Origin of the sequence: Methylocella tundrae (assembly GCF_038024855.1) — a bacterium.
Taxonomy (GTDB): Bacteria; Pseudomonadota; Alphaproteobacteria; order Rhizobiales; family Beijerinckiaceae; genus Methylocapsa; species Methylocapsa tundrae.
In genome coordinates this window covers 179,690-201,624 of the sequence record NZ_CP139087.1, presented here as the reverse complement: position 1 = coordinate 201,624, position 21,935 = coordinate 179,690, and the positions used below count along the sequence as shown (strand labels likewise).

The following is a 21,935-nucleotide window of genomic DNA, read 5'->3' as shown; positions in this document are numbered from 1 at the left end:
AACATCCTTTTGATGGGCCCAGTCGGCAGCGGCGCTTGGCGACCGACATCTCGCACTATCTCCAAACCGAGGCAACGCTGAGCCGAACGCCCACAGCGGCGATGGCGTCGTAGACATAATCACATAAGGATATCCTTATATTTGCCTTGACTTGGATCGAGCCGTGCCGGTAAGTTGATTTCGCCACGGTTCTCTGAGCCCCCCGGGGGCGTCAGAGCTAAGAGGGAATCCGGTGCGCCGCAAGGCAATGCCGGAGCTGCCCCCGCAACTGTAAGCGGCGAGCCGAAGTCCACCATGCGTCACTGAGGCCGATCGGCTTCGGGAAGGCCGGACGGAGGCGACGACCCGTGAGCCAGGAGACCTGCCGCGGCGCCATATCGTCCCTGGGCGGGGTGTCCCGGTGGTTCGCGTGCGATCCGCCGGCATTTCGCTGGCGGCTGCTCAGCGTCCGCTTTGGCCTTTGCCCCCAAACATTTTGGGGTAAGCCGATGTCTATTCCTTCTCTTCCCGTCAGTACGCTCGGAACGCCGCGAATCGGTCCGCGCCGCGAACTCAAATTCGCGTTGGAAAGCTTCTGGTCCGGCAAATCCGGCGAGGCTGCGCTGCTTGAGGCCGCGGCAGGTCTTCGCGCCGCCAACTGGGCGCGTCAGCGCGCGCTCGGCGTAACGAACATTCCGTCGAATGATTTCTCTCTATACGATCACGTGCTGGACACGAGCGTCATGGTGGGCGCCATACCGGACGCTTACGGCTGGAACGGCGGCAAGGTCTCGCTTGCAACCTACTTCGCCCTTGCGCGAGGATCCGAAGGCGAGACCCAAGGCGCGGCCTGCGCCAGCGGCTGCGGCGCCCATTCGCATGGCGTTCCAGCGCTCGAAATGACCAAGTGGTTTGACACCAACTATCATTATCTGACGCCTGAATTTACGAAGGGGCAGGTCTTCACGCTCGCCTCGACGAAACCGGTCGATGAATATGTCGAGGCGAAGGCGCTTGGCTATCAAACCCGCCCCGTCCTCCTGGGGCCGGTGACTTTTCTCAAGCTTGGCAAGAGCAAGGATCCGGCTCTCGATCCGCTGTCTTTGCTCGCCAACCTGCTGCCGGTCTATGTCGATGTCCTGCGCCGCCTCAAGGCCAATGGCGCCGAATGGGTTCAGATCGACGAGCCCTGTCTCGTTCTCGATCTCGACGACGCGACGCGGCAGGCGTTGCGCGCGGCTTACGGCATGTTCGCCCACGCATCGCCCGCGCTGAAGCTCATGCTGACCTCATATTTCGGCGGCCTCGGCGATAATCTCGCCGATGCGCTCGCTCTCCCGGTCGCCGGCCTCCATCTCGACCTCGTGCGTGCGCCGGAGCAGCTCGACGCTGTTCTCGCGCGGGCGCCGCGCGGCCTTGTTCTGTCCCTGGGCGTGATCGACGGCCGCAACATCTGGCGGGCGAACATTCCCTCGATCCTCGATCGCCTCGCGCCAGTCGTCGCCAAGCGAGGGCCGGATCATATCGAGATTGCGTCATCCTGTTCGCTGTTGCACGTTCCGATCGACCTTGATCTCGAGACGGACCTCGACCCCGACCTGAAGAACTGGCTCGCCTTCTCCGTGCAGAAAATGGGCGAGCTTGCGACGCTCGGCAGGGCGCTCGCCGGCGGTGGAGATGCTATCGCCGCGACGATCGCCGATTCGGCCAGAGCCTTCGCCGCCCGTGCGGCGTCAAAGAAAGTGCATGATCCGGCGGTCGCGGCCCGCATCGCTGCAATCGCGCGTCAGATGGCTGAGCGGGCGAGCCCGTTTGAGATTCGCCGCGAATGGCAGCGGCGCGCGCTCGATCTGCCGGATTTCCCAACAACGACGATCGGCTCCTTCCCGCAGACGCCGGAAGTGCGCAAGGCGCGCGCCGCTCACGCCAAGGGAGCGCTCACGGATGCGGACTACGACGCATTCCTGCGCGCGGAGACGAAAGAAGCGGTGCGCTGGCAGGAGGAAATCGGCCTGGACGTGCTCGTGCATGGCGAGTTCGAGCGCAACGATATGGTGCAGTATTTCGGAGAACAGCTCTCAGGCTACGTGTTTACCCAACACGGCTGGGTGCAAAGTTACGGCTCCCGCTATGTCCGTCCTCCGATCATCTTCGGCGACGTGTCGCGCCCGAAACAAATGACCGTCGCGTGGTCGACCTACGCGCAATCGCTGACGAAGCGGCCGATGAAGGGAATGCTCACCGGCCCGGTGACGATGATGCAATGGTCCTTCGTCCGCGATGATCTTCCAAGGTCTGAGGTCTGCCGCCAGATCGCGCTGGCGCTGCGGGACGAAGTAACCGATCTCGAGGCCGCGGGCATCCGGATCATCCAGATCGACGAGCCGGCGATTCGCGAAGGCTTGCCTCTGCGGCGCGCCGACTGGCCGGCCTATCTCGCCTGGGCGGTGGAATGCTTCCGGCTCGCCGCTTCGGGCGTAAGAGACGACACGCAGATCCACACGCATATGTGCTATTCGGAGTTTAACGACATCATCCAGTCCATCGGCGCCATGGACGCCGACGTGATCTCAATCGAAACCTCGCGCTCGAAAATGGAGTTGCTCGACGCCTTTGTCGCCTATCGCTATCCGAACGAAATCGGCCCGGGCGTCTACGATATTCATTCGCCGCGCGTGCCGCCTGTCGGCGAGATGACCGAACTCCTCGTCAAGGCGACGAAGAGCCTGACGCCTGACCAGATCTGGGTCAATCCTGACTGTGGCCTCAAAACCCGCAAATGGGAAGAGGTGCGTCCCGCGCTCGTCAACATGGTCGCAGCCGCGAAGGACGTGCGCGCGGCGCTCGCGAAGGCAGCGGAATGAACGGTCCCAGGCAGGATCGCGGCTAAGAAATCGTGCACGAGATCCCGGCGGAGGACGTCCGCCGCCGGGATTGGCGCCGCTCATTCCCATGAGAGGGCGCCGCCGTTTTGATATTCGATGACGCGCGTCTCGAAGAAGTTCTTCTCCTTCTTGAGATCCATAACCTCGGACATCCACGGAAACGGATTGTCCGTCTCGGCGAAAACAGGCGCAAGGCCGAGTTGGGCGCAGCGACGATTGGCGATGAAGCGCATATATTGCTCGCATAAAGTCGCGTTGAGGCCGAGGAAGCCGCGCGGCATCGTATCGCGGCCGTAGGCGGCTTCGAGTTCCGCCGCATCCCGCAACATGCCGCGCGCTTCATCCTGAAACGGCCTTGTCCAGAGATGCGGGTTCTCCGCCTTGATCTGGTTGATGACGTCGATGCCGAAGTTGAGATGGATGCTCTCGTCGCGCAGAATATATTGGTACTGCTCCGCGACGCCAACCATCTTGTTGCGCCGGCCAAGCGACAGGATCTGCGCAAAGCCCGTATAGAACCACATCCCCTCGAAGACGACGTAGAAAGCTATCAGATCGCGCAGAAGCGCCTGGTCGGCCTCCCGCGTTCCCGTGGAGAAGGACGGATCCATGAGGCGGCGGGTGTGATTTATCGCCCAGGCCGCCTTGTCGGTGATCGAGGGCTGCTCGCGATACATGTTGAAGAGTTCGCCTTCGTCGAGTCCGAGGCTCTCCACGATATATTGGAATGTGTGCGTATGAACCGCCTCCTCGAAAGCCTGGCGCAGCAGATACTGGCGGCATTCCGGATTGGTGAGATGGCGATAGATCGCCAGCACGATGTTGTTGGCGACGAGGCTCTCGGAAGCGGCGAAGAATCCGAGGTTGCGTTTGATCGCGCGCCGCTCGTCCTCGGTCAGCCCATCCCTCGATTTCCATAGCGCGATGTCCGCCTGCATCGAAACTTCGGTCGGCATCCAATGATTGTTGCAGGCCGCGAGATATTTTTCCCAGGCCCAGCGATATTTGAGCGGCAGAAGCTGGTTTACGTCGGCGCGGCAATTGATCATCGCCTTGTCGTCGACCGAAACGCGCGCGCCGCCGCGTTCGATTGCGCCGAGGCCCGTAGCATCAGCCGCGGCCGCCGGATTGGCGGAAAAGCTTGGGTGAATGGCGCGGGCGGGATCGACCCTTGCTTCCGACCAGTCGAGCATGGTGGAATCTCCGGATTCGCTGATCATTGGCAGGCCTCGCAGGAGGGATCGTCGATCGCGCATGAGGCGGGCGCGGACAGAATGATCTGATCGGGCGCGGCGGCGACGGGCGCGATCGCCGACACCGCGTTAAGCTTGCCGTCCGTGCCCTTCAGCGTCGATTTTTCGACATGGGTGGCGGAGCGCGAGCGCAGATAATAGGTCGTCTTCAGCCCGCGCCTCCAGGCGAGCCGATAGAGCGCATCGAGCTTTTTGCCAGAGGGGTTCGCGATGTAGAGATTGAGCGATTGCGCCTGGTCGATCCATTTCTGGCGTCGCGCGGCAGCCTCGATGAGCCAGGACGAATCGATCTCGAAAGCCGTTGCATAAAGGGCTTTGAGATCGTCCGGCGCGCGGTCGATTTCGCCGAGGCTCCCGTCGAAATACTTAAGGTCCGAGACCATCACCTCGTCCCACAGCCCCCTCGCCTTCAGGTCATGCACGAGAGCGGCGTTCACGACCGTGAAGTCGCCCGACATGTTCGATTTGACGTAAAGGTTCTGATAAGCGGGCTCGATCGACTGGGCGACGCCACAGATATTCGAGATGGTCGCGGTCGGCGCGATCGCCATCGTGTTCGAATTGCGCATGCCGACGGATTTTACGCGCTCGCGCAGCGCCGCCCAATCGAGAGCAGCGGAACGATCAAGGTCCAATTCGCCCCGCGCGGCGGCCAGCAACTCAATGCTGTCGATCGGCAATATGCCTTTCGACCAGAGCGAGCCCTCAAAACTTGGGTAGCGCCCGCGCTCGGCGGCGAGGCCGACCGACGCCGAAACGGCGTGGAAGCTGATCGCCTCCATGCTCTCGTCGGCGAAGCGAATGGCCTCATCCGAGGCGTAGGGAAGCCGCAGGATTTGCAAGGCGTCCTGGAATCCCATCAGGCCGAGCCCAACGGGACGATGGTGGAGGTTGGAGCGGCGCGCCTCGGGAATCGTGTAGAAATTGACATCGATCACATTGTCGAGCATTCGCATCGCGATCCTGATCGTGCGCGCCAGACGCTCGTGGTCCAGCCCCGCCGCCGACACATGCGCCGCGAGATTGACCGAGCCGAGATTACAGACAGCTACTTCGTCGTCGGAAGTATTCAGCGTGATCTCGGTGCAGAGATTGGAGGAGTGCACGATGCCTGCATGACCTTGCGGTGAACGGATGTTGCAAGGGTCCTTGAACACAATCCAGGGATGGCCGGTTTCGAACAGCATGGTCAGAATGCGCCGCCAGAGATCAGCGGCGCGAATTTGCTTGAAGATGCTGATCTCGCCACGGGAGGCCTTCGCCTCATAGGATTCATAAGCCGCCTTGAAAGCGGGGCCATAGAGATCATGGAGATCGGGCGTCTCGTCTGGCGAGAAGAGCGTCCAGTTTGCGTCGGCCTCCACGCGCTGCATGAACAGATCCGGTACCCAGTTCGCCGTATTCATGTCGTGGGTGCGGCGACGGTCGTCGCCGGTGTTTTTGCGAAGGTCGAGAAATTCCTCAATGTCGATATGCCAGGTTTCGAGATAGGCGCAGACGGCGCCCTTGCGCTTGCCGCCCTGATTGACGGCGATCGCCGCATCATTGGCCACCTTGAGGAAAGGGACGACGCCCTGGCTCTCGCCGTTGGTGCCCTTGATATGCGCGCCAAGGCCGCGCACGCGTGTCCAGTCATTGCCGAGTCCGCCGGAATATTTGGCCAGCAGCGCATTGTCCTTGATCGATTTGAAGATGCCGTCGAGATCGTCGGGCACGCTCGTCAGAAAGCAGGAGGAGAGCTGCGGCCGCGGCGCGCCGGCGTTGAACAGCGTGGGCGTCGACGTCATGAAATCGAATGACGACAGCAGATCGTAGAACTCTATGGCCCTCGCCTCGCGATCGATTTCGCGCAGGGCGAGACCCATCGCGACGCGCATGAAGAAAGCCTGGGGCAGTTCGAAACGCGCACCGCGCACATGCAGGAAATAGCGATCGTAGAGCGTTTGCAGGCCGAGATAGTCGAATTGAAGATCGCGCTCCGGCCGCAAGGCGCCGGCGAGGCGCGCGAGATCGAAGCGGGCAAGTTCGGGGTCGAGCCGTTCCGCCGCGACGCCGACCCGGACGTAGGCGTGAAAATAATCGGCGTATCGCGCCGCCATCTCGGCTTGCGTCGCCTCTACCGGCTGGCCCGCGACGAAGGTCAGGGCCTCGCGCCGCAATTTGTCGAGCAACAGCCGCGCGCTGACCTTGGCGTAGTTCGGCTCGGTTTCGATGAGCGTGCGGGCGGCGAGGATCGGCGCCAGCGCCAGCTCCTCCCGGCTGACGCCGTCATAGAGGTTGCGTTGGGCCTCCGCGAGTATCGCATCGGCCGAAACGCCTTCAAGTTCGGCGCAAGCCTCCTCGATGACGCCGGCGAGGCGTGCGGCGTCGATCGTGGCGAGGGATCCGTCCGCAGCCTTCATCCGGAAAGCTGACGCCGCCGCCGGCTCGCCGGCGCTCGCCTTGGCGCGTTCGCGGGCGCGCTCCTCGCGATAGAGCACATAAGCGCGGGCGACCTTGTGATGCTCGCCGCGCATCAGGGCAAGCTCGACCTGGTCCTGCACATCCTCGATATGGAAGGTGCGCCCCGCGTCCACGCGACGGGTAAGCCCCGCGACGACCTGGTTCGTCAGCCCAGCGACGATGTCGTGCACGCGGCGCGACGCGGCGGCGGCGCCCCCCTCGACGGCGAGAAACGCCTTGGCAAGCGCAACTGCGATCTTCGACGGATCGAATGGCGTGACGACGCCGTTGCGGCGAATGACCTGATAACCCGGCTCGGCCGATGGTTTCGGCGCCGGCGGAGCTGGATGCGCGGCGCCCGTGGCGCGCGTGGTTTCGATCGTGAGAGACATCGGCTTGAACCCCAAACGTTGGGGGCAAAGGCCGAGCGGACGCGTGCAGGACGGCGGGCGCGGGCGCCCGATGCAAGCGAACCACCGGGACACCCCGCCCAGGGACGATACGGCGTCGCGGCAGGTCTCCTGGCTCGCGGGTCGTCGCCTCGGTCCTGCCTTCCCGAGATCGCATCGATCTCAGTGACAAATGGTGGACTTCGGCTCACCGCTTACAGTTGCGGGGGCAGCTCCGGCGTTGCGTGGCCCTGGATAGAGACCTCGCGCACCGGATTCCCTCTTAGCCCTCGATCTTGCGACTCGAGAGACCGTGACTACTAGATATGGTGGCAACTTTTGAGAATGGCGTCAATATCTATGATGCAATCAAGCGCCCGTCACGGATCATCGAGGTTTTTCTCTTTCCGTCGCAGCGTGTGCCCGGCCTCGCGCAGGCGATCGCGCTCTTCGTCCGGACGATCGGCGCCGACGCCCCAATCGAGCGCATCGTCCTGCGCATAGCGTATGCCGAGCGCGAAAGCGATCTCGGCCTTGGTCAATTCGGCGCCGAGATAGAAGGCGTGTCCGCCATCGGTCTAGACGTCGAGGTCGGAAACAGCGAGAAAGCGCCTTTCGCGATATGATGACCGTCACGATTATAGATATGCACGCCATCGACCGCAGTAGTGATGCGGAACTTCGAGGCCCGAGCGAGCGAGCCGTCGGCCGGGCAGACGTTGCTGGAAACTGTCATCGGAGCAATGCTCACGGCGCAAGCTGCTCCACAATCGGAATACGACAAGCTGCACAAAACCATGTTGGCGATTGCGCGCGATGACAAGATCTGCAGCCGACTGATAACGGATCCGGGCGTTGGCCCCGTCGTGGCGATCAGGTTCAAGACGGCCGTCGACGAACCGAGACGTATTTAAAGATCGAAGGGTGCGGCCCGTTGTTCGGACTGACGCCGAAGAAATTCCAATCGGGCGAGACGGACGTAACAGGAGGGATCACGCGCGTTGGCGACAGGATGGTTTCTACACTACACACCATTGTAGGCGAGTTTGCGCGCGATAATGCAATCTTATCGGACATTTCTAGCGCAAGACAAGCGCGGCGGAAATGCGCCATTTTACTCGCCATAAGCGCCGCCATGCGTTAGCCTGCCGGCATGGCGCCACGTCCCCGAATCAGCCTCGCCGCCCCGCCGGCCTTCCCCCCTTTCCCCAGCTGGGCGAGGAGTTTTGCGAGCCAAAACTCCGAGGGGAGACCGCGCCAAGGTGCGGGCGAGGGGAGGATCGACGCGAGGCGTCGATCCGAGGAGAGGGGTTTTGCAGACAAAAACGGCGCGGCGGGGCAGGCCGCCTCGGGAGAAGACGTTGCGGAGGCCGCCTTCCGCGCCGGCGCGGCGCTCGCCGCGCTGCATCCAATCGCCCGCGCCGAACACCCGCTCGGCGCCCTCTGGCGCCAGCGCCTGGCGCTCGCCTGCGCCGCGGTCCTCGCGCGGCAGGGCGGGCGCACGGAAGACGAGGCCGCGCTGCGCGACGCCTGGTATCTGCGCCGCGACGGCGACGATCCCGGGCCCGCCGGCCGCATCCTCAAAGCCTGGCGACGCCTCGGCGAGCCCGGCGCCATGCAAACCGACGACTGGACGCTTCGGCTGCCGGTCCTGCTCGAATTGCGCCGCGACGATGTGTTTGAGGACGTCGTCGCGATCGCCGCCGGGCTCGCCAAAGGGCAGGGGAGCGCCGTCGCCGCCGCCGCCGAGATCGCGGCGGTCACCCTACGCTTGCGGCCGGACGCCGAGGCGCTCGCCCTGTGGCTCGCCGACGCCGTGCTGGCGCATCGCCTGAACTGGCCGGCGCCTGTCCCGATGATCGCCGGCGAGATGCGGCGAAGCGATCTTTCCCGCGCGACGCAGCGGCAGGGCGACGGCGGTTGGCTCGCCGCATGCTCGCTCGCCTATTCCCGCGCGGCCGCCGTCGCCGCGGACCGCTACGCCGAGCTCGCCCGCCGCGCCGAGCGGCTCCTTGCGGTTGCGCCGCAACTGCGCGGCAAGGATGCGGATCTGATGATCGCCATCCTGATTGGCGAGGACGCGCAAGCCGCCAGGACCGGAAAGACCGTGACCGACCGTTCGAGCCGTCGGCTGTTCGATCGCCTCGTCGCGCTCGGCGCCGTGCGCGAACTGACCGGCCGGCCGACCTTCCGGCTTTACGGGCTCTAGCGATGGCCCGGCGCGCCAAACTCGAAACTGCGCTCGATGCGGAGCTCGCCGACCTGCCGCCCGAACTGAGATGGCGCGAATGGATGGGCCGGGTCGAAGCCGTGATTTTCGCCGCGTCCGAGCCCGTGACGCGGGAGGTTCTTGCCCGCGTCGTCGGCCGCGACTGCAATCTCGATCTTCTCATCGCGGACATTCGAGACGAGCTGCGCGGCCGGCCGTACGAATTGGCCTCGGTCGCCGGCGGGTGGCAGCACCGCACGAAGAAAGGGTTCGCGGACGCGATCCATGCCGCAGCAGGGAGCGGCGCCGGCGTTCGGCCGCTGTCGCGGTCGGAATCTCTTGTGCTGATGGCGATCGCCTATTTTCAGCCGATCGCGCGCGGCGAGCTCTCGGAATTTTTCGGCAAGGAGGTCAGCCGCGACCTCATCGGCGGCCTGCGCGCCATGGGCCTCATCGCCGCGGGGCCGCGCAGCCCGCGCCCCGGCGCCCCCTACGCCTTCGTGACGACGAAAGAATTTCTGGCGCAGTTCGGCTTCGAGTCTCTGCGCGACCTGCCCGACATCGAGATGCTGGAGGACGCCGGCCTGCTCGGCAAAGATAAGCTCCTGGCCGGGGCGTTTCCAATCTCACGCAATGACGAATTGGGTGATTTTGAAGGCGAGGACATCGATGCGTCGCCCGCGTTAAGCCGATAGCGAGGGTTCGAGGATTTCGAGGAAGACGTTTGAATCCCTCCGGCTCCGCCACATTGTCTAAAACGGCCCTATTGACGAACGACTTACCGCCGAAAGCCGCCGATAGCCGTCTTTCGGATGGGGTGTTTGTTTGGAGACGGTCGGCATGCCCGTGCATGGATGGATCACTGCATCCAGAGGCAGTTCAGGCCTGATTTAATCCGGGTATTATTGACGATTAAATTCTACCCGGGTATTAATTGCGCCGTCCTTTTTAGATGAGCGCTTCATGACCGATCTCCTGTCAAAACCCTGCACGGCATTCGAAGATCACAGATTGCAGCTCTCGGGTCCCTTGGCTGATGTCGCCATCGCCGTTAGACGGTCGGCCGAGAAGGGGACGGCGAGCGCAATTGTGAATAAGCATGGAATAAGGGCTCTGACACATATTTGGTGCACGTCATCCTGCTCCGATCAGGCGAGCTTCGAGTAGGTCGAGTTTTGCGCGTCCATACATCTGCCGTTTCACGAGTTTGAGCTTGGTGATCTGGCCTTCGGTTTGGCCGTTGGACCAGTGCGACGCGATGGCGGCGCCTATCGCGCTCTTGTCCTTCGCGACGCCCTTGGCAAACGACGTGACCAGACTTGATTTCGCACGTTCGATCCACGGGGCGAGTTCCTCGCCAGCGCGCTTGCGGATCATCGCATGGAACGCATTGATGACGGCTCGCGCTTCGATCAGCGGCGCGACCCCGCCTTCGATCGCGGCGATGGTCACGGTCTCCGACTTCGTGAGATTGTCGCGGCCCGTCGTCATGAGGCGCGCGATGGTTCGAGCCGACGGAACGCGGCGCAAGCTGTCGGCGTCGGCTTTTTCCGCGCGTCGACGTCGCGCCGTCCATTCCGAAACGACCCGCAGACATCCTCGGAAGCCTTGGCACTTCAAGCGCCGCCAAAGTTCGCAACCGTTTCGAGCGCCGGCCTGCCACTGGGCGTCGAGCCATTCGAGATAAGGCTCCAAGGAACTCTCACGCGACCGGAAGACGTCCGAACGCTGGCCCCTCAGCACCCGACGCACGAGGCCCCGGCTGTGGCCCGTGTCGCGCACGATCTCCTTGATCGACGCGCCGCCTCTGGCGCGCGCGAGGATCGTGGCGTTGATGTCCTCGCGTCTCAGGTAACCCTCATATTGGAGCCGTTCGGCGGCAGTCAGCAATTCGGGATTGATGATCGCCGCGCCCATGGCGGCGCGGATCTGGCGCATCGATTTGCGCACGGCGTCCAGAAAGGCGTGGCTTGCGTTTTCCATGAGATGCCAACGATCGGCGACTTGCAGGGCCGACGGGAGCGCCTTTGACGCTGCGAGGGAATAGCTGCCGCCGCGATCGCGCGCGACGACGGCGATTTGCGGCTGGCCGGCGAGCCACGCTTGCGCGGTCGCGGATTCACGATCCGGCAGGAGGCGTATTGGTCGCCGCCGTTCGAGATCGCAGATGATCGTGCCGTAGCGCTGGTTGCGCTTCCACGCCCAATCGTCGATGCCGACGACGGTGGGCGCGGGAAAGGGCGGACAGCCTCGCCGACGAACAACCCGCAGAAGGGTGTCGTTGCTTACCGGCACCATCAGCCGGCGGGCGAAACTCGCGGCCGGGCGCCCGCCGAGGGCAAGTCCGAGGCAATGGACGATGCTCTCCAGGCGCGCGGTTCGCCGCGCCCAAGGCGCCAGGACGTCCTTGCCGAAGCGCTCCGTGAAGATTGCGCGCGGACAGGATGGCGCGTCGCATCGGAAACGCCGTGCGACGACGATCAGGCGGACTTGTCGTCCTCCGAGCGGCAGATCCGCAAGCCGTCTCGAATAGCGGCTATCGACCCGCTCGGCGTCCGCCGCGCAACCAGGACAAGAACTGGATTTGCCCGTATGGCGCACGGTTATGATCGTCACCGCGCCATCGTCGACGGCGCTTTCAACCCGAAATCCAGGCGGCACAATCGTAGAGGGATGAAGGGTTCGCGACATCGGGCTGTTTCCTTTTTGGATTCAACGCGAGTCGGCGCCCCAACTGCATCAAATTTGAGTCTGAGCCCTTATTCCATGCTTATTCACAAGGCGGCTATCGGCGAACTCACGGTGCGGCTCGCCGAGCACGCCAAAACGCTGCGCCTGCCGGCGTTTGCAATTCCATCTGAGGCGGCAACCGCAACGCAGGACAAGATGATCGCCATCATTGGTGAGCGATGCGTCGCCCTCAGCGGCGAGTGAGCCGCGCTTAAAGCGCGGAGCCGCCCCTGGAGCTCCGTCCAGCGCTAGCGAAGTCAGGCCAACCGAGATCCTGCCAAACGTCACTCTTGACAGGTCCAATTCGATCAGTATAAAAAAACGATGGATAAAGAAACAAGTCTAATGGATCTTGGGGCCGAATTTGATGAACGCCGCGGACACAAAAGGATTTCGATGGGGGGTCGAGCGTAGGCTCGAATTCGTCGAATTCCGCCTGTTCTGGGAGGGCGGCGTCAACCGGTCGGATATCGTAGACGAGTTTGGTGTATCGGTTCCGCAAGCCTCCAAGGACCTCGCGCTTTATCAGGAACACGCACCCGACAACATTGTCTACGATCGCAGCGAAAAGCGGTACTTTGCGTCTGATGCGTTTCGTCCGAGATTTATCGAACTGGACGCTGCGGCTTATCTCGATCGCTTAGCGCCGAGGCCGACGGCGACTGGCGCCAAACCGGAAGACAGTGCACACGGCGCTCTGGTCGCCGATAGACTACCTATCCCCCAACGTCGCGTCGCTTCCAATGCTCTGCGGGCCTTGCTGGAAGCCGTGCGTGGAAATCGCTCGATTGAGATTTTGTATCAGTCAATGAGTGCTGCGCGTCCGGAACCGGTTTGGAGGCGAGTGTCGCCTCATGCGTTCGCAAGTGATGGGCTTCGGTGGCACACAAGGGCCTATTGCCATATTGATCAGAAGTTCAAGGACTTCATTCTGTCCCGGTGCCTCGATTGCCGAAATATTGGCGAAGCCGGAAGCTTCCCGAGATCTGACGACCTCTGGAACTCTCATTTCCAGGTTATCTTGATCCCGAATCCGAAGCTGACTGCATGTCAGCAGGGCGTTATCGCGCAGGACTATGCCATGATGAATGGGCGCGTTGTGGTGCCTGTTCGCCATGCCATGCTTTATTATTTCAGCAAACGGCTTCGTCTCGATCTTGCGTCAAGTGATCCACGAGAAACGCCGGTTGTCGTGTCCAATCGCGAGGAGTTTGACTCCGCGCTTTCGGAGGCGATGAGATGAAATCTCGTAACTTCGAAATCCTGCGAGGAGTTTGGCCCGAACTCGCATCGCTTGGCGGCTTTGCCGAGGCGTATACTCACGATGATCCTGCCAGTGCGCTCGTCAAGCTGCGGCTCTTTGCGGAAAACCTTACCAAGGACATCTATCGTGACCTGGGTTTGCCCAAGCCCGAGCACGCAACCTTTGTCGATCTGCTGGGAAATCAGTCCTTCGCTGCCATCACGCCGAAGGTGGTTCTCGACAAGCTCCACGCCCTTCGAATTCACGGCAACAAGGCTGCGCACGGTGAGCCTGCGACAACCCGAAGCGCGCTCTGGCTGTTGCAGGAAGCATTCGATCTGGGGCGGTGGCTATTTGTTCAGTATGGCAAAGGCGATGCCGCGCATATTCCGACTTTCGAGCAGCCAGTCCCACAGGGAGGTGACGACAGCAAAGGCCAGCTGAAGGGCGAGAAGCGGCGGGTTCTTGAAAAGCTTGCTGCGCAGGAAGCGCAGATGGAAGCGCTTCTGCGCGATTTGGAAACCGCACGGTTAGCTACAGCGACCGCGGAGAAGAAGGTCGAGGAGATCCAGGCGCTGGCATCCTCCAGCGCGGCAACGGCCAATCTGCTCGAGTTTAACGAGGCAACCACCCGGGCCAGAATCATCGACAGTCTCCTCGCAACGTCGGCCTGGAACGTCGCCCCGGGCGAAGCTGGCACCGCAGAGGTAGGCAAGGAGGTTGAGGTCAAACATCAACCCACTGCATCGGGTCTTGGTTATGCCGACTATGTGCTTTGGGACGACAATGGCAATCCGCTGGCGGTCATCGAGGCAAAGAAGACTGCCGTGGACCCGGAGCGGGGTCGGCAACAGGCGAAACTGTATGCCGATGGGCTCGAAAAGATGCACGGCCAGCGGCCGGTCATCTTTTATACCAATGGATACGACATTTGGATGTGGGATGACGTTCTCGGTTATCCGCCCCGGAAGGTTTTCGGCTACTATTCAAAGGACAGCCTGCAGTATCTTGTGAATTTTCAGCGCGCCGGTCGGAAAGCTCTGAACTCGCTCGAACCGAAGGTCGAGATCGTCAACCGGCTCTATCAGATCGAGGCGATCAAGCGCGTTTCCGAGCGCTTCTCTGACCGCCATCGGAAGGCGCTCATCGTTCAGGCGACCGGCACAGGCAAGACCCGCGTTGCGATCGCCCTGGCGGAGCTGCTCATTCGCGCCGGCTGGGTCAAGCGCGTTCTATTCCTTTGCGATCGTCGTGAGCTGCGCAAGCAGGCCAAGAACGCCTTCGGTGATTTCCTATCTGAGCCCATTCGCATCGTCAGCTCACATGTGAATCAATCGGCGAGCGAACGGATATTTCTCGGGACCTACCCCGCCATGCAGAAGGTGTACCAGTCCTTTGATGTCGGGTTCTTCGATTTGATCATCGCCGATGAGTCGCATCGCAGCATCTACAACGTCTATGGCGACATGTTTCACTACTTCGACTGCCTTCAGATCGGCTTGACGGCTACTCCTATTGATTTCGTGTCGCGCAACACGTTCAGCCTCTTTGGGTGCGAAGGGCAGTTGCCGACAGCGAATTACGATCTTGAGCAGGCGGTGCAGGACGGCTTCCTGACGCCGTTTGAAGTTTTCGAGCACACGACCCAGTTTCTGCGCGAGGGGATCAGGCTCGACATCCTGACCAAAGAGCAGATTCAGGAGCTTGAGGAACAGGGCGAAGACCCCGCGCAGTACGATTTCTCATCAGAGCAGATCGACAAGATCATCTACAACAAGGACACCAACCGCGCGATCCTCCGCAATCTGATGGAGAACGGGCTGCGCGACGCCATTGGGCAGCTTCCAGGCAAGAGCATCATCTTCGCGCGGAACCACCAACATGCTGTGCTCATGCGGCAGATGTTTGATGAGATGTATCCGCAGTACGGCGGGCGCTTCTGTCAGGTGATCGACAACTACGATCCGCGCGCGGAGCAGCTTATCGACGATTTCAAGGGTGACGGCGCAAACTCCGAGCTAACGATCGCGATCTCGGTCGATATGCTCGATACCGGCATCGACATCCCAGAAATCCTGAACCTTGTCTTCGCCAAACCAGTCCGTTCGCCTGTCAAGTTCTGGCAGATGATCGGGCGCGGAACACGTCTGAAGCCCGATCTGTTCGGCCCCGGCAAGGACAAGAACATCTTCCGGATTTTCGATCATTGGGGGAATTTCGAACGCTTTGAAATGGGCTACCGGCCGGCCGAGCCGACCCAGTCGAAGCCCTTGCTCCAGCTGGTATTCGAAGAGCGTGTCTTGCTCGCCGAGACGGCACTTCGCATGAGCGAAGTCGCGATATTTGACGAGGTGATAGAGCTCATCGCGAAAGACATTGAGGCACTGCCCGAGGAATCCGTCTCGGTGCGCGAGAGATGGCGTGAGAAGCGCGCGGTTTCCGTTCCGGCAACGCTCAAAGCCTTCGCGCCCGCGACCGTTGCGATGCTTCGACAGGTCGTCGCACCTCTTATGCAATGGCGAAACGTTCGCGGATTGAGCGATGCCTACGCGCTGGATCTCTTGATGGCTCGCGCCCAGATCGCAGTGCTGCGTAAGTCCGCTGATGTCGCCGATCTAAAGATCGATCTGCTCGATCGACTCTCGGCACTCCAGATGCACCTCAACCCGGTCCGGGAAAAGGCTGAAGTCATCAAGCGGGTAAAGTCCAATGAGTTCTGGAACGGCGTAACCGTCGGTGATCTGGAGTCTGTTCGCAAACCGCTCCGAGAAATCATGCATCATCGCGACCGCCAGGGCGCCATGCCGCTGCCGGCGAAGATCATCGACGTGACGGAAGATGCAACTGGCTTCCAGACAAATCGCCGGGCGACGAGTCTGAAGACCGTCGACATGAAGGCATACCAGCAGATCGTCGAGGCCGAATTGAAGCGGCACTTCGATACGAATCTGACGCTCAAAAAGATTCGCGCGGGCGAAGCCGTTTCGGAAGCCGACATTCAGGCACTTGTTTCGCTCGTCTTGATCCAAAGCCCGAATGCGAGCCGGGACTTGCTCCAAGAGTTCTTCGCTGACACGGCGCTTCCTTTGGATTTTGCGATCCGGTCGATCGTCGGGCTGGACCCGGAAGCGGTTGCGGCAAGGTTCGCGGAATTCGCGCGCCGGCATCCCAGCCTTACGGCGAAGCAGACACGCTTCCTCGGGTTGCTTCAAAACCACATCGCCCGCTTCGGGTCGGTCACGCTTGATCGCCTCTATGAGCAGCCGTTCACAGTGGTGGACGCTGACGGCCTGGATGGCGTCTTCGAGAAACCAGAGGAGATCGACGATCTTCTCGATATCCTCAGCGTTTTCGCGCCGCCCGCGGCAGCCAGCGGGGGCACAAAACAATCCCCTGAAAGGACGAAGCACTAAATGATTACCGGTGATCTGAAGCGCAGGGTGGACGCCCTCTGGACCGAGTTCTGGCAGGGCGGCATCACCAACCCGTTGACCGTGATCGAGCAGATCACGTTCCTCATGTTCGCACGCCTGCTCGACATCAACGAAACGCGCGACGAGAATCGCTTGAAGCGGACGGGCAAGTCGTTTCAGCGGCGGTTCTCGGATGACGAGCAGAGCCTGCGCTGGTCGCAGTTCCGGCACTTGGCTGCCGATGCCATGCTGCCTTTGGTGCGCGACAAGGTGTTTCCGCATTTTCGGAGATCATCGACGAGCGGCACTGCCTTCGCGGAGTTCATGAAGGATGCGCAGCTCATGATCCAGAAGCCGAGCCTTCTGGTGAAGGCGGTCAACATGATTGACCAGCTGCCGCTGACTGAAGGCGACGCCAAGGGCGATCTCTATGAGTACCTGCTGAGCAAGCTGACGACGGCCGGCATCAACGGCCAGTTCCGCACGCCGCGCCACATCATCCGGCTGATGGTCGACATGCTGGAACCCAAACCCACCGACGTAATCGGCGATCCGTCCTGCGGCACTGGCGGCTTCCTTGTCCAAACGATGCAGTATCTGCTGGAAACCTACACCTCGCCCGAGGGCGTGCTGGAAGAGACAGATCCCGAGACGGGTAAAGCCGAAAAGACCTACACTGGCGACCTACTGGAAGTGCACCGCGAGCATATTCGCAGCGGCATGTTCCATGGGTTCGACTTCGACGCCACGATGCTGCGCATCGCCGCCATGAACCTGATGCTCCATGGCGTCGATGATCCCGACATCCACTATCAAGACACGTTGAGCGCGGGCTTCACCGACAAGTTCCCGAAGGCTGCGGCCGAAGGCTTCAACGTCATCCTGGCGAACCCGCCATTCAAGGGCAGCCTTGATTTCGAGGATGTCCACGCCTCGCTCCTGCGTCAGGTGAAGACGAAAAAGACGGAGTTGCTCTTCCTCGTTCTGATCCTACGCATGCTGAAGAATGGCGGTCGGTCGGCGACGATCGTGCCTGATGGGGTTCTGTTCGGCTCATCGACGGCTCACGTTGCTCTGCGCAAACTGTTGCTGGATCACAATCAGCTCGAAGCTGTAATTTCGCTGCCCAGCGGCGTGTTCAAGCCCTATGCGGGCGTGTCAACCGGCATCCTTGTTTTCACCAAGGGCGGGCGCACCGACGACGTGTTTTTCTACGACGTTGAGGCGGACGGCTACTCGCTGGACGACAAGCGTGATGCCGTTGAAGCAAACGATCTCCCAGGCTGTTTGGCGGCATGGCGAACTCGCGATGCCAAACGCGACACGGACCGGACGCAGAAGGCTTTCGTCGTGCCAGCCCAAGAAATCCGAGAGGCGAACTACGACCTATCTCTGAGCAAGTACAAGGTTCGGGCGCATGTTGCGAAGGAGTACGACTCGCCAGTGGTCATTCTGGACCGTATGAAGAAGCTCAACGATGACATCGCGACCGACCTCGGCGAACTAGAGGAACTGCTCGGATGAACGGTGTGTCGCCATTACCATTGACCGACAAGGCCGAAGTAGTTCGAGGTGTCACCTTCTCTAAGGGCGACGCGGTTGCGGAGGCGCGGGCGGGTTACACTCCCGTTTTGCGGGCAGGCAATATTCAAGGTCATCTGATCTTGGATACCGATTTAGTCTATATCCCGGAACAAATGGTATCCGAGAAGCAAAGGCTCCGTCGTGACGATATCGTCATGTGCACGTCCTCCGGCAGTGCCGAGATTGTTGGGAAGACTGCGTTCGCCGATCAAGATTGGATTGGCTCATTCGGCGCGTTCTGCGCGGTGGTTAGGCCCAAGCCCGGCAAATGCGATCCGCGATACCTATTTCACTACCTCCAGACGCCGCGATTCCGCGAATGGACACGAAATTCGTCTGGTGTGGGCATTAAGAACATCAGGAAGTCGGAACTGGACTCTTATGAGGTGCCATTTCCGAACCTTGATGAACAACGCCGCATCGCGGCGATCCTCGACAAAGCGGACGCCATCCGCCGGAAACGCGAGCAAGCGCTTGCCCTAGCGGACGATTTCTTGAAGTCGGTGTTCTTGGAGATGTTCGGTGATCTTTCATCGAACTCTCGAAATTGGCGAACAAAGTCGATAGGTCAAATTCTGGAGCTTGAGCCACAGAACGGCTTATATCGTCATTCCAGTGACTATGGTTCTGGCACTCGAATCCTTCGAATAGACGGATTCTATGATGGGTATTTGAGCGCAGAGCGCGATATGAAGCGACTGAATATTGATCATCGCACGGTCAGAACATACGAACTCATCAACGGCGACATTGTTATCAACCGCGTGAACAGTCCCGAGTATCTCGGGAAGTGCGCGCTGATCGAAGGCCTGACCGAGCCAACGGTCTTCGAGTCCAACATGATGCGGTTTCGCGTAGATGCCAAGATTGCCAACCCGCGATTCGTTGTTGATCAGCTTCGATCCACTTATCTCAAGAACCAGATTGCCCGAGCTGCCAAGCCGGCCGTGAATCAAAGCAGCATCAACCAAAAGGATGCGAAGTCATTCGAGGTTAGATTGCCGCCTCCGGAATTGCAGAACAAGTACGCCGAGTTCGTAGCGGCCAAACTCAATGCGGACAATGGGCTCCAGTCTGCATTTTCAATGGCAATCTCATTGCTCGGTTCTCTTTCCCAGCGCGCCTTTCGTGGCGAATTGTAGGATCGCCCCATGCGCCTCAGCCGGATCGAGATCGAAAACTTCAAGGGAATCGGAACCGCGCAGACTATCGATCTGAAACCGATCACGCTGCTCTTCGGCCCGAACAGCGCCGGCAAGAGCACGATCCTGCAATCCCTGCACTATTTGCGCGAAATCCTTGAGCGCCGAAACGCCGATCCGGACCAGACCATCGCCGGCGGGCTAATCGATTTGGGCGGCTTCGCAACGCTGGTTCACGGTCACGACCTAAGTCGAACCATCGTCATTAAGGTTGTGATCGATGGTGCTGACGGTCACGGCACCGAGCGCCTGCCCTTGAATTCAGGAGCCTCCCTGACCGCGGCGGAATTCGACAACTTGCCGATCCGCTATCTTGTGGGTGAGAACACCGACTTGAAAGACTACGCCGTGGTGCAATCCATCGGCGTCAGCCTTTCAATCTCGTGGAGCGATTTGCTGGCCGGCCCATATGTTTCGGCTATCACAGTAATGATGGACGACGAAGAAGTCGCCACGCTCACGTCGCCGGCACAGGCAGGCCAGGCGATACTGTCGAAGATCAACTTCAATCATCATCTGTTCCGGCGCTTTCGCGACGCGGATGAGCCGCCGGAGCCGGAAGAGGAGCTGTCCCCGTATCCGCTCGCGGATGAAATAATCGAACTGTCGCGACAAATGTCCAGAAGCAACGAGGTGCAACTGCACGAGTACCGTGTTGGTGTGGAAACCTTCCTCGGGGCGCTTCCAGACCTCAGTCGGCCGATGGTGAGCGATCTTCGCGATCCAGACGTAAAGAAATTCGAATTGGAGAGCAAAACCCCACGGGTTCGCGGTCTGAACGCGCTTCTGGATGAATTAATTGTAGGGCCGCTCCGGCTCGTGCGCGACTATCTCAGCGCGATGACTTATGTCGGCCCGCTGCGCGAAATCCCTAGCCGAAAGTATCGACCGCGCCTTTCACCGGATGAATCGCGCTGGGCACAGGGCCTTGCCGCCTGGGATCTGCTCTACACCGATCCTTCAGGCAAGCTGCTGGAAGAGGTCAATGCCTGGCTCGGCGGCGAGGAGCGCCTGAAGACCGGCTATCGGCTGGAGAAGTTCCAGTTCAAGGAAGTTCCTGTTCCCAGCCGGTTCCACCAGCTGTTCGAGCGCGGGCTTTCCGAAGACGATCTTGGCGAGCTGCAAGAGCTTTACGCCACGCTTAGCGGCCGTTCGGAAATTGCCCTGCGCGATTTCGAGAAGGGCATCATCGTTGCGCCGAGCGACGTGGGCGTCGGCATATCGCAAATGATCCCGGTGATCGTCGGCTGCCTTCGAGGCCAGCAGGGCATTCTTGCGATTGAGCAGCCTGAGCTGCACGTCCATCCCGCCATTCAGGTTGGCCTGGGCGATCTTTTCATTCAGGCGGTGCAGACGAGCGAGAGCATCGTTGGCGCCGGCAAGACCCTGCTTGTCGAAACACATAGCGAGCACATCATGCTGCGCCTGCTTCGGCGCATTCGCGAAACAACCGAGAACGAAGTGCCGCCAGGCGCGATCGGTCTGTCGCCTGATGACCTGTCAGTGATTTACGTCGAAGGCAAAGATGGCGGCGTGCGCTTCCGCCCGCTGCGCGTTGATCCCGAGGGAGAATTCATCGACCGCTGGCCGAAGGGATTTTTCGAAGAGCGCGCCGAGGAGCTGTTCTGATGCTCTTCGAATATGCGGTTGAGCCGCGAGCGATCGGCTCGAGCTGGCAGAATTTCCGCTACCTGATCGAAAAGTTCGGTTTCGATCGTGGGCGGTTGATTTCACGCTTTCCCGGGAAATGGGAACGAGAAGTCTATGCTGCGGCGGCACAAATGAAACCAATCGAGCGCGCGCGCCTGGAAATCGCACTGGCTCAAGCAAAGCAAACGAAGTTTATTCGTTCGGGGCGACCCTATGATGCCGCGCATGGTACTTGGTTTCAGAACGCTGCCGCTCAGCACGCCATATCGCCCTTTCACGCGATAATCGCCGAACAGAACCCGACGGCTATTGCGGGAGTAGTCACTGTCGACGAAGTGGATGAACAGCATCCGCTGATGGTTTCGGCGCACACATGGGAAGTGGAACGCGTCGGCACGACGCTCGCAGTCGCTATGCGCCCGCTCCTGACATCTGCCAAGACCGTGCTATTTGTCGATCGGTTCTTTGATATCAGCAGAGCCTCGTATCAGGAGACATTGAAGGCTTGCCTCGATGTGATCAACGCGTCAGGTGCGGCTGGCGTGCGCTGCGAGATTCATTATTGCGATCATGACAAGAGACCGCCGCCGGAGTTTGTGGAACGCGAGGCGCACAAATGGATTCGCGGCGTTTTGCCGACGGGAATGTCGTTCGTTCTCTTTGGCTGGAAGGAGCGGGCGGGAGGCGCTGATTTTCACGCGCGTTATCTTTTGACAGACGTTGGCGGGATGAATGTCGAAGCCGGCTTCTCGGCGGAGGGAGCGCATCAGAAGGTTCAACTTGGCCTGCTATCTCTTGATCTCACCCAGAGCAGATTGAATGCCCTTGAACGGAAGTCAGCCGTCTACGACCTAGTTGACCCGGTGCTGGAGGTGCGTTCCGACGGTAGTGTTCATCGGATTTGATGTCTTTCTGCACACGCCCGCGCCTCATCGCGCAGCGCCGCTTAGTTGAAA

Annotated in this window: 15 protein-coding genes and 2 riboswitches; of the genes, 12 read left to right on the top strand and 3 right to left on the bottom strand. The window is 60.7% G+C overall.

Annotated elements, in window-relative coordinates; all coding sequences use genetic code 11:
- Window positions 1-169: 169 nt before the first annotated feature.
- Window positions 170-383: riboswitch (cobalamin riboswitch) on the top strand.
- 105 nt (window positions 384-488) lie between these two features.
- Complete coding sequence (metE, locus tag SIN04_RS00965; RefSeq protein ID WP_134493250.1) at window positions 489-2,843, top strand: 5-methyltetrahydropteroyltriglutamate--homocysteine S-methyltransferase; 2,355 nt, start codon at window positions 489-491, stop codon at window positions 2,841-2,843.
- Window positions 2,844-2,923: 80 nt separating this feature from the next.
- Here metE and SIN04_RS00960 read toward each other — a convergent pair whose 3' ends face one another.
- Window positions 2,924-4,057, bottom strand: coding sequence for a ribonucleotide-diphosphate reductase subunit beta (locus tag SIN04_RS00960; RefSeq protein WP_134493504.1), 1,134 nt, complete (start codon window positions 4,055-4,057; stop codon window positions 2,924-2,926).
- A 23-nt stretch (window positions 4,058-4,080) separates the two neighbouring features.
- The gene (locus SIN04_RS00955) at window positions 4,081-6,951 is read right to left on the bottom strand and encodes a ribonucleoside-diphosphate reductase subunit alpha (protein ID WP_134493248.1); all 2,871 of its coding nucleotides are present in this window, start codon (window positions 6,949-6,951) and stop codon (window positions 4,081-4,083) included.
- Between the two features lie 102 nt (window positions 6,952-7,053).
- Window positions 7,054-7,279: riboswitch (cobalamin riboswitch) on the bottom strand.
- On the opposite strand from SIN04_RS00955, the gene SIN04_RS00950 reads away from it, so the two are divergent.
- The 4 genes from SIN04_RS00950 (at window position 7,275) to scpB (ending at window position 9,852) form a co-directional block, all read left to right on the top strand.
- Window positions 7,275-7,574, top strand: coding sequence for a hypothetical protein (locus SIN04_RS00950; protein WP_166796076.1), 300 nt, complete (start codon window positions 7,275-7,277; stop codon window positions 7,572-7,574). It overlaps the preceding riboswitch by 5 nt.
- A 45-nt stretch (window positions 7,575-7,619) precedes the next feature.
- The gene (locus tag SIN04_RS00945) at window positions 7,620-7,862 is read left to right on the top strand and encodes a hypothetical protein (RefSeq protein ID WP_166796075.1); all 243 of its coding nucleotides are present in this window, start codon (window positions 7,620-7,622) and stop codon (window positions 7,860-7,862) included.
- Window positions 7,863-8,101: 239 nt separating this feature from the next.
- On the top strand, window positions 8,102-9,157 hold the full coding sequence (locus SIN04_RS00940; RefSeq protein WP_322843388.1) for a DUF1403 family protein: 1,056 nt from the start codon (window positions 8,102-8,104) through the stop codon (window positions 9,155-9,157).
- Between the two features lie 2 nt (window positions 9,158-9,159).
- The gene (gene scpB / locus SIN04_RS00935; protein ID WP_134493244.1) at window positions 9,160-9,852 is read left to right on the top strand and encodes an SMC-Scp complex subunit ScpB; all 693 of its coding nucleotides are present in this window, start codon (window positions 9,160-9,162) and stop codon (window positions 9,850-9,852) included.
- Between the two features lie 439 nt (window positions 9,853-10,291).
- On the opposite strand, the gene SIN04_RS00930 is transcribed toward scpB, so the two are convergent.
- Window positions 10,292-11,848: an ISL3 family transposase gene (locus tag SIN04_RS00930; protein ID WP_134493242.1), complete on the bottom strand. Its 1,557-nt coding sequence runs from the start codon at window positions 11,846-11,848 to the stop codon at window positions 10,292-10,294.
- Window positions 11,849-11,923: 75 nt separating this feature from the next.
- On the opposite strand from SIN04_RS00930, the gene SIN04_RS00925 reads away from it, so the two are divergent.
- The 7 genes from SIN04_RS00925 to SIN04_RS00895 all read left to right on the top strand — a co-directional run bounded on the left by SIN04_RS00925 (window position 11,924) and on the right by SIN04_RS00895 (window position 21,884).
- A complete protein-coding gene (locus SIN04_RS00925) occupies window positions 11,924-12,091 on the top strand; it encodes a hypothetical protein (RefSeq protein WP_166796074.1) in 168 nt (55 codons plus the stop codon).
- 163 nt (window positions 12,092-12,254) lie between these two features.
- Complete coding sequence (locus tag SIN04_RS00920; protein ID WP_134493240.1) at window positions 12,255-13,130, top strand: helix-turn-helix transcriptional regulator; 876 nt, start codon at window positions 12,255-12,257, stop codon at window positions 13,128-13,130.
- Entirely contained in the window at window positions 13,127-16,543 is a 3,417-nt protein-coding gene (locus tag SIN04_RS00915; protein ID WP_134493238.1) for a DEAD/DEAH box helicase family protein, read from the top strand. Before SIN04_RS00920 ends, SIN04_RS00915 begins: the two co-directional genes overlap by 4 nt.
- Window positions 16,544-18,067 (top strand): type I restriction-modification system subunit M, encoded by a 1,524-nt coding sequence (locus SIN04_RS00910; RefSeq protein ID WP_134493236.1) that lies wholly within the window; start codon window positions 16,544-16,546, stop codon window positions 18,065-18,067.
- Window positions 18,064-19,269, top strand: a complete 1,206-nt coding sequence (locus SIN04_RS00905) for a restriction endonuclease subunit S (RefSeq protein WP_134493234.1) — start codon at window positions 18,064-18,066, stop codon at window positions 19,267-19,269. The genes SIN04_RS00910 and SIN04_RS00905 overlap by 4 nt, the downstream gene beginning before the upstream one ends.
- Before the next feature lie 9 nt (window positions 19,270-19,278).
- Entirely contained in the window at window positions 19,279-20,958 is a 1,680-nt protein-coding gene (locus SIN04_RS00900; RefSeq protein WP_134493232.1) for an AAA family ATPase, read from the top strand.
- On the top strand, window positions 20,958-21,884 hold the full coding sequence (locus SIN04_RS00895) for a hypothetical protein (RefSeq protein WP_134493230.1): 927 nt from the start codon (window positions 20,958-20,960) through the stop codon (window positions 21,882-21,884). Before SIN04_RS00900 ends, SIN04_RS00895 begins: the two co-directional genes overlap by 1 nt.
- The last annotated feature ends 51 nt before the right edge of the window (window positions 21,885-21,935 follow it).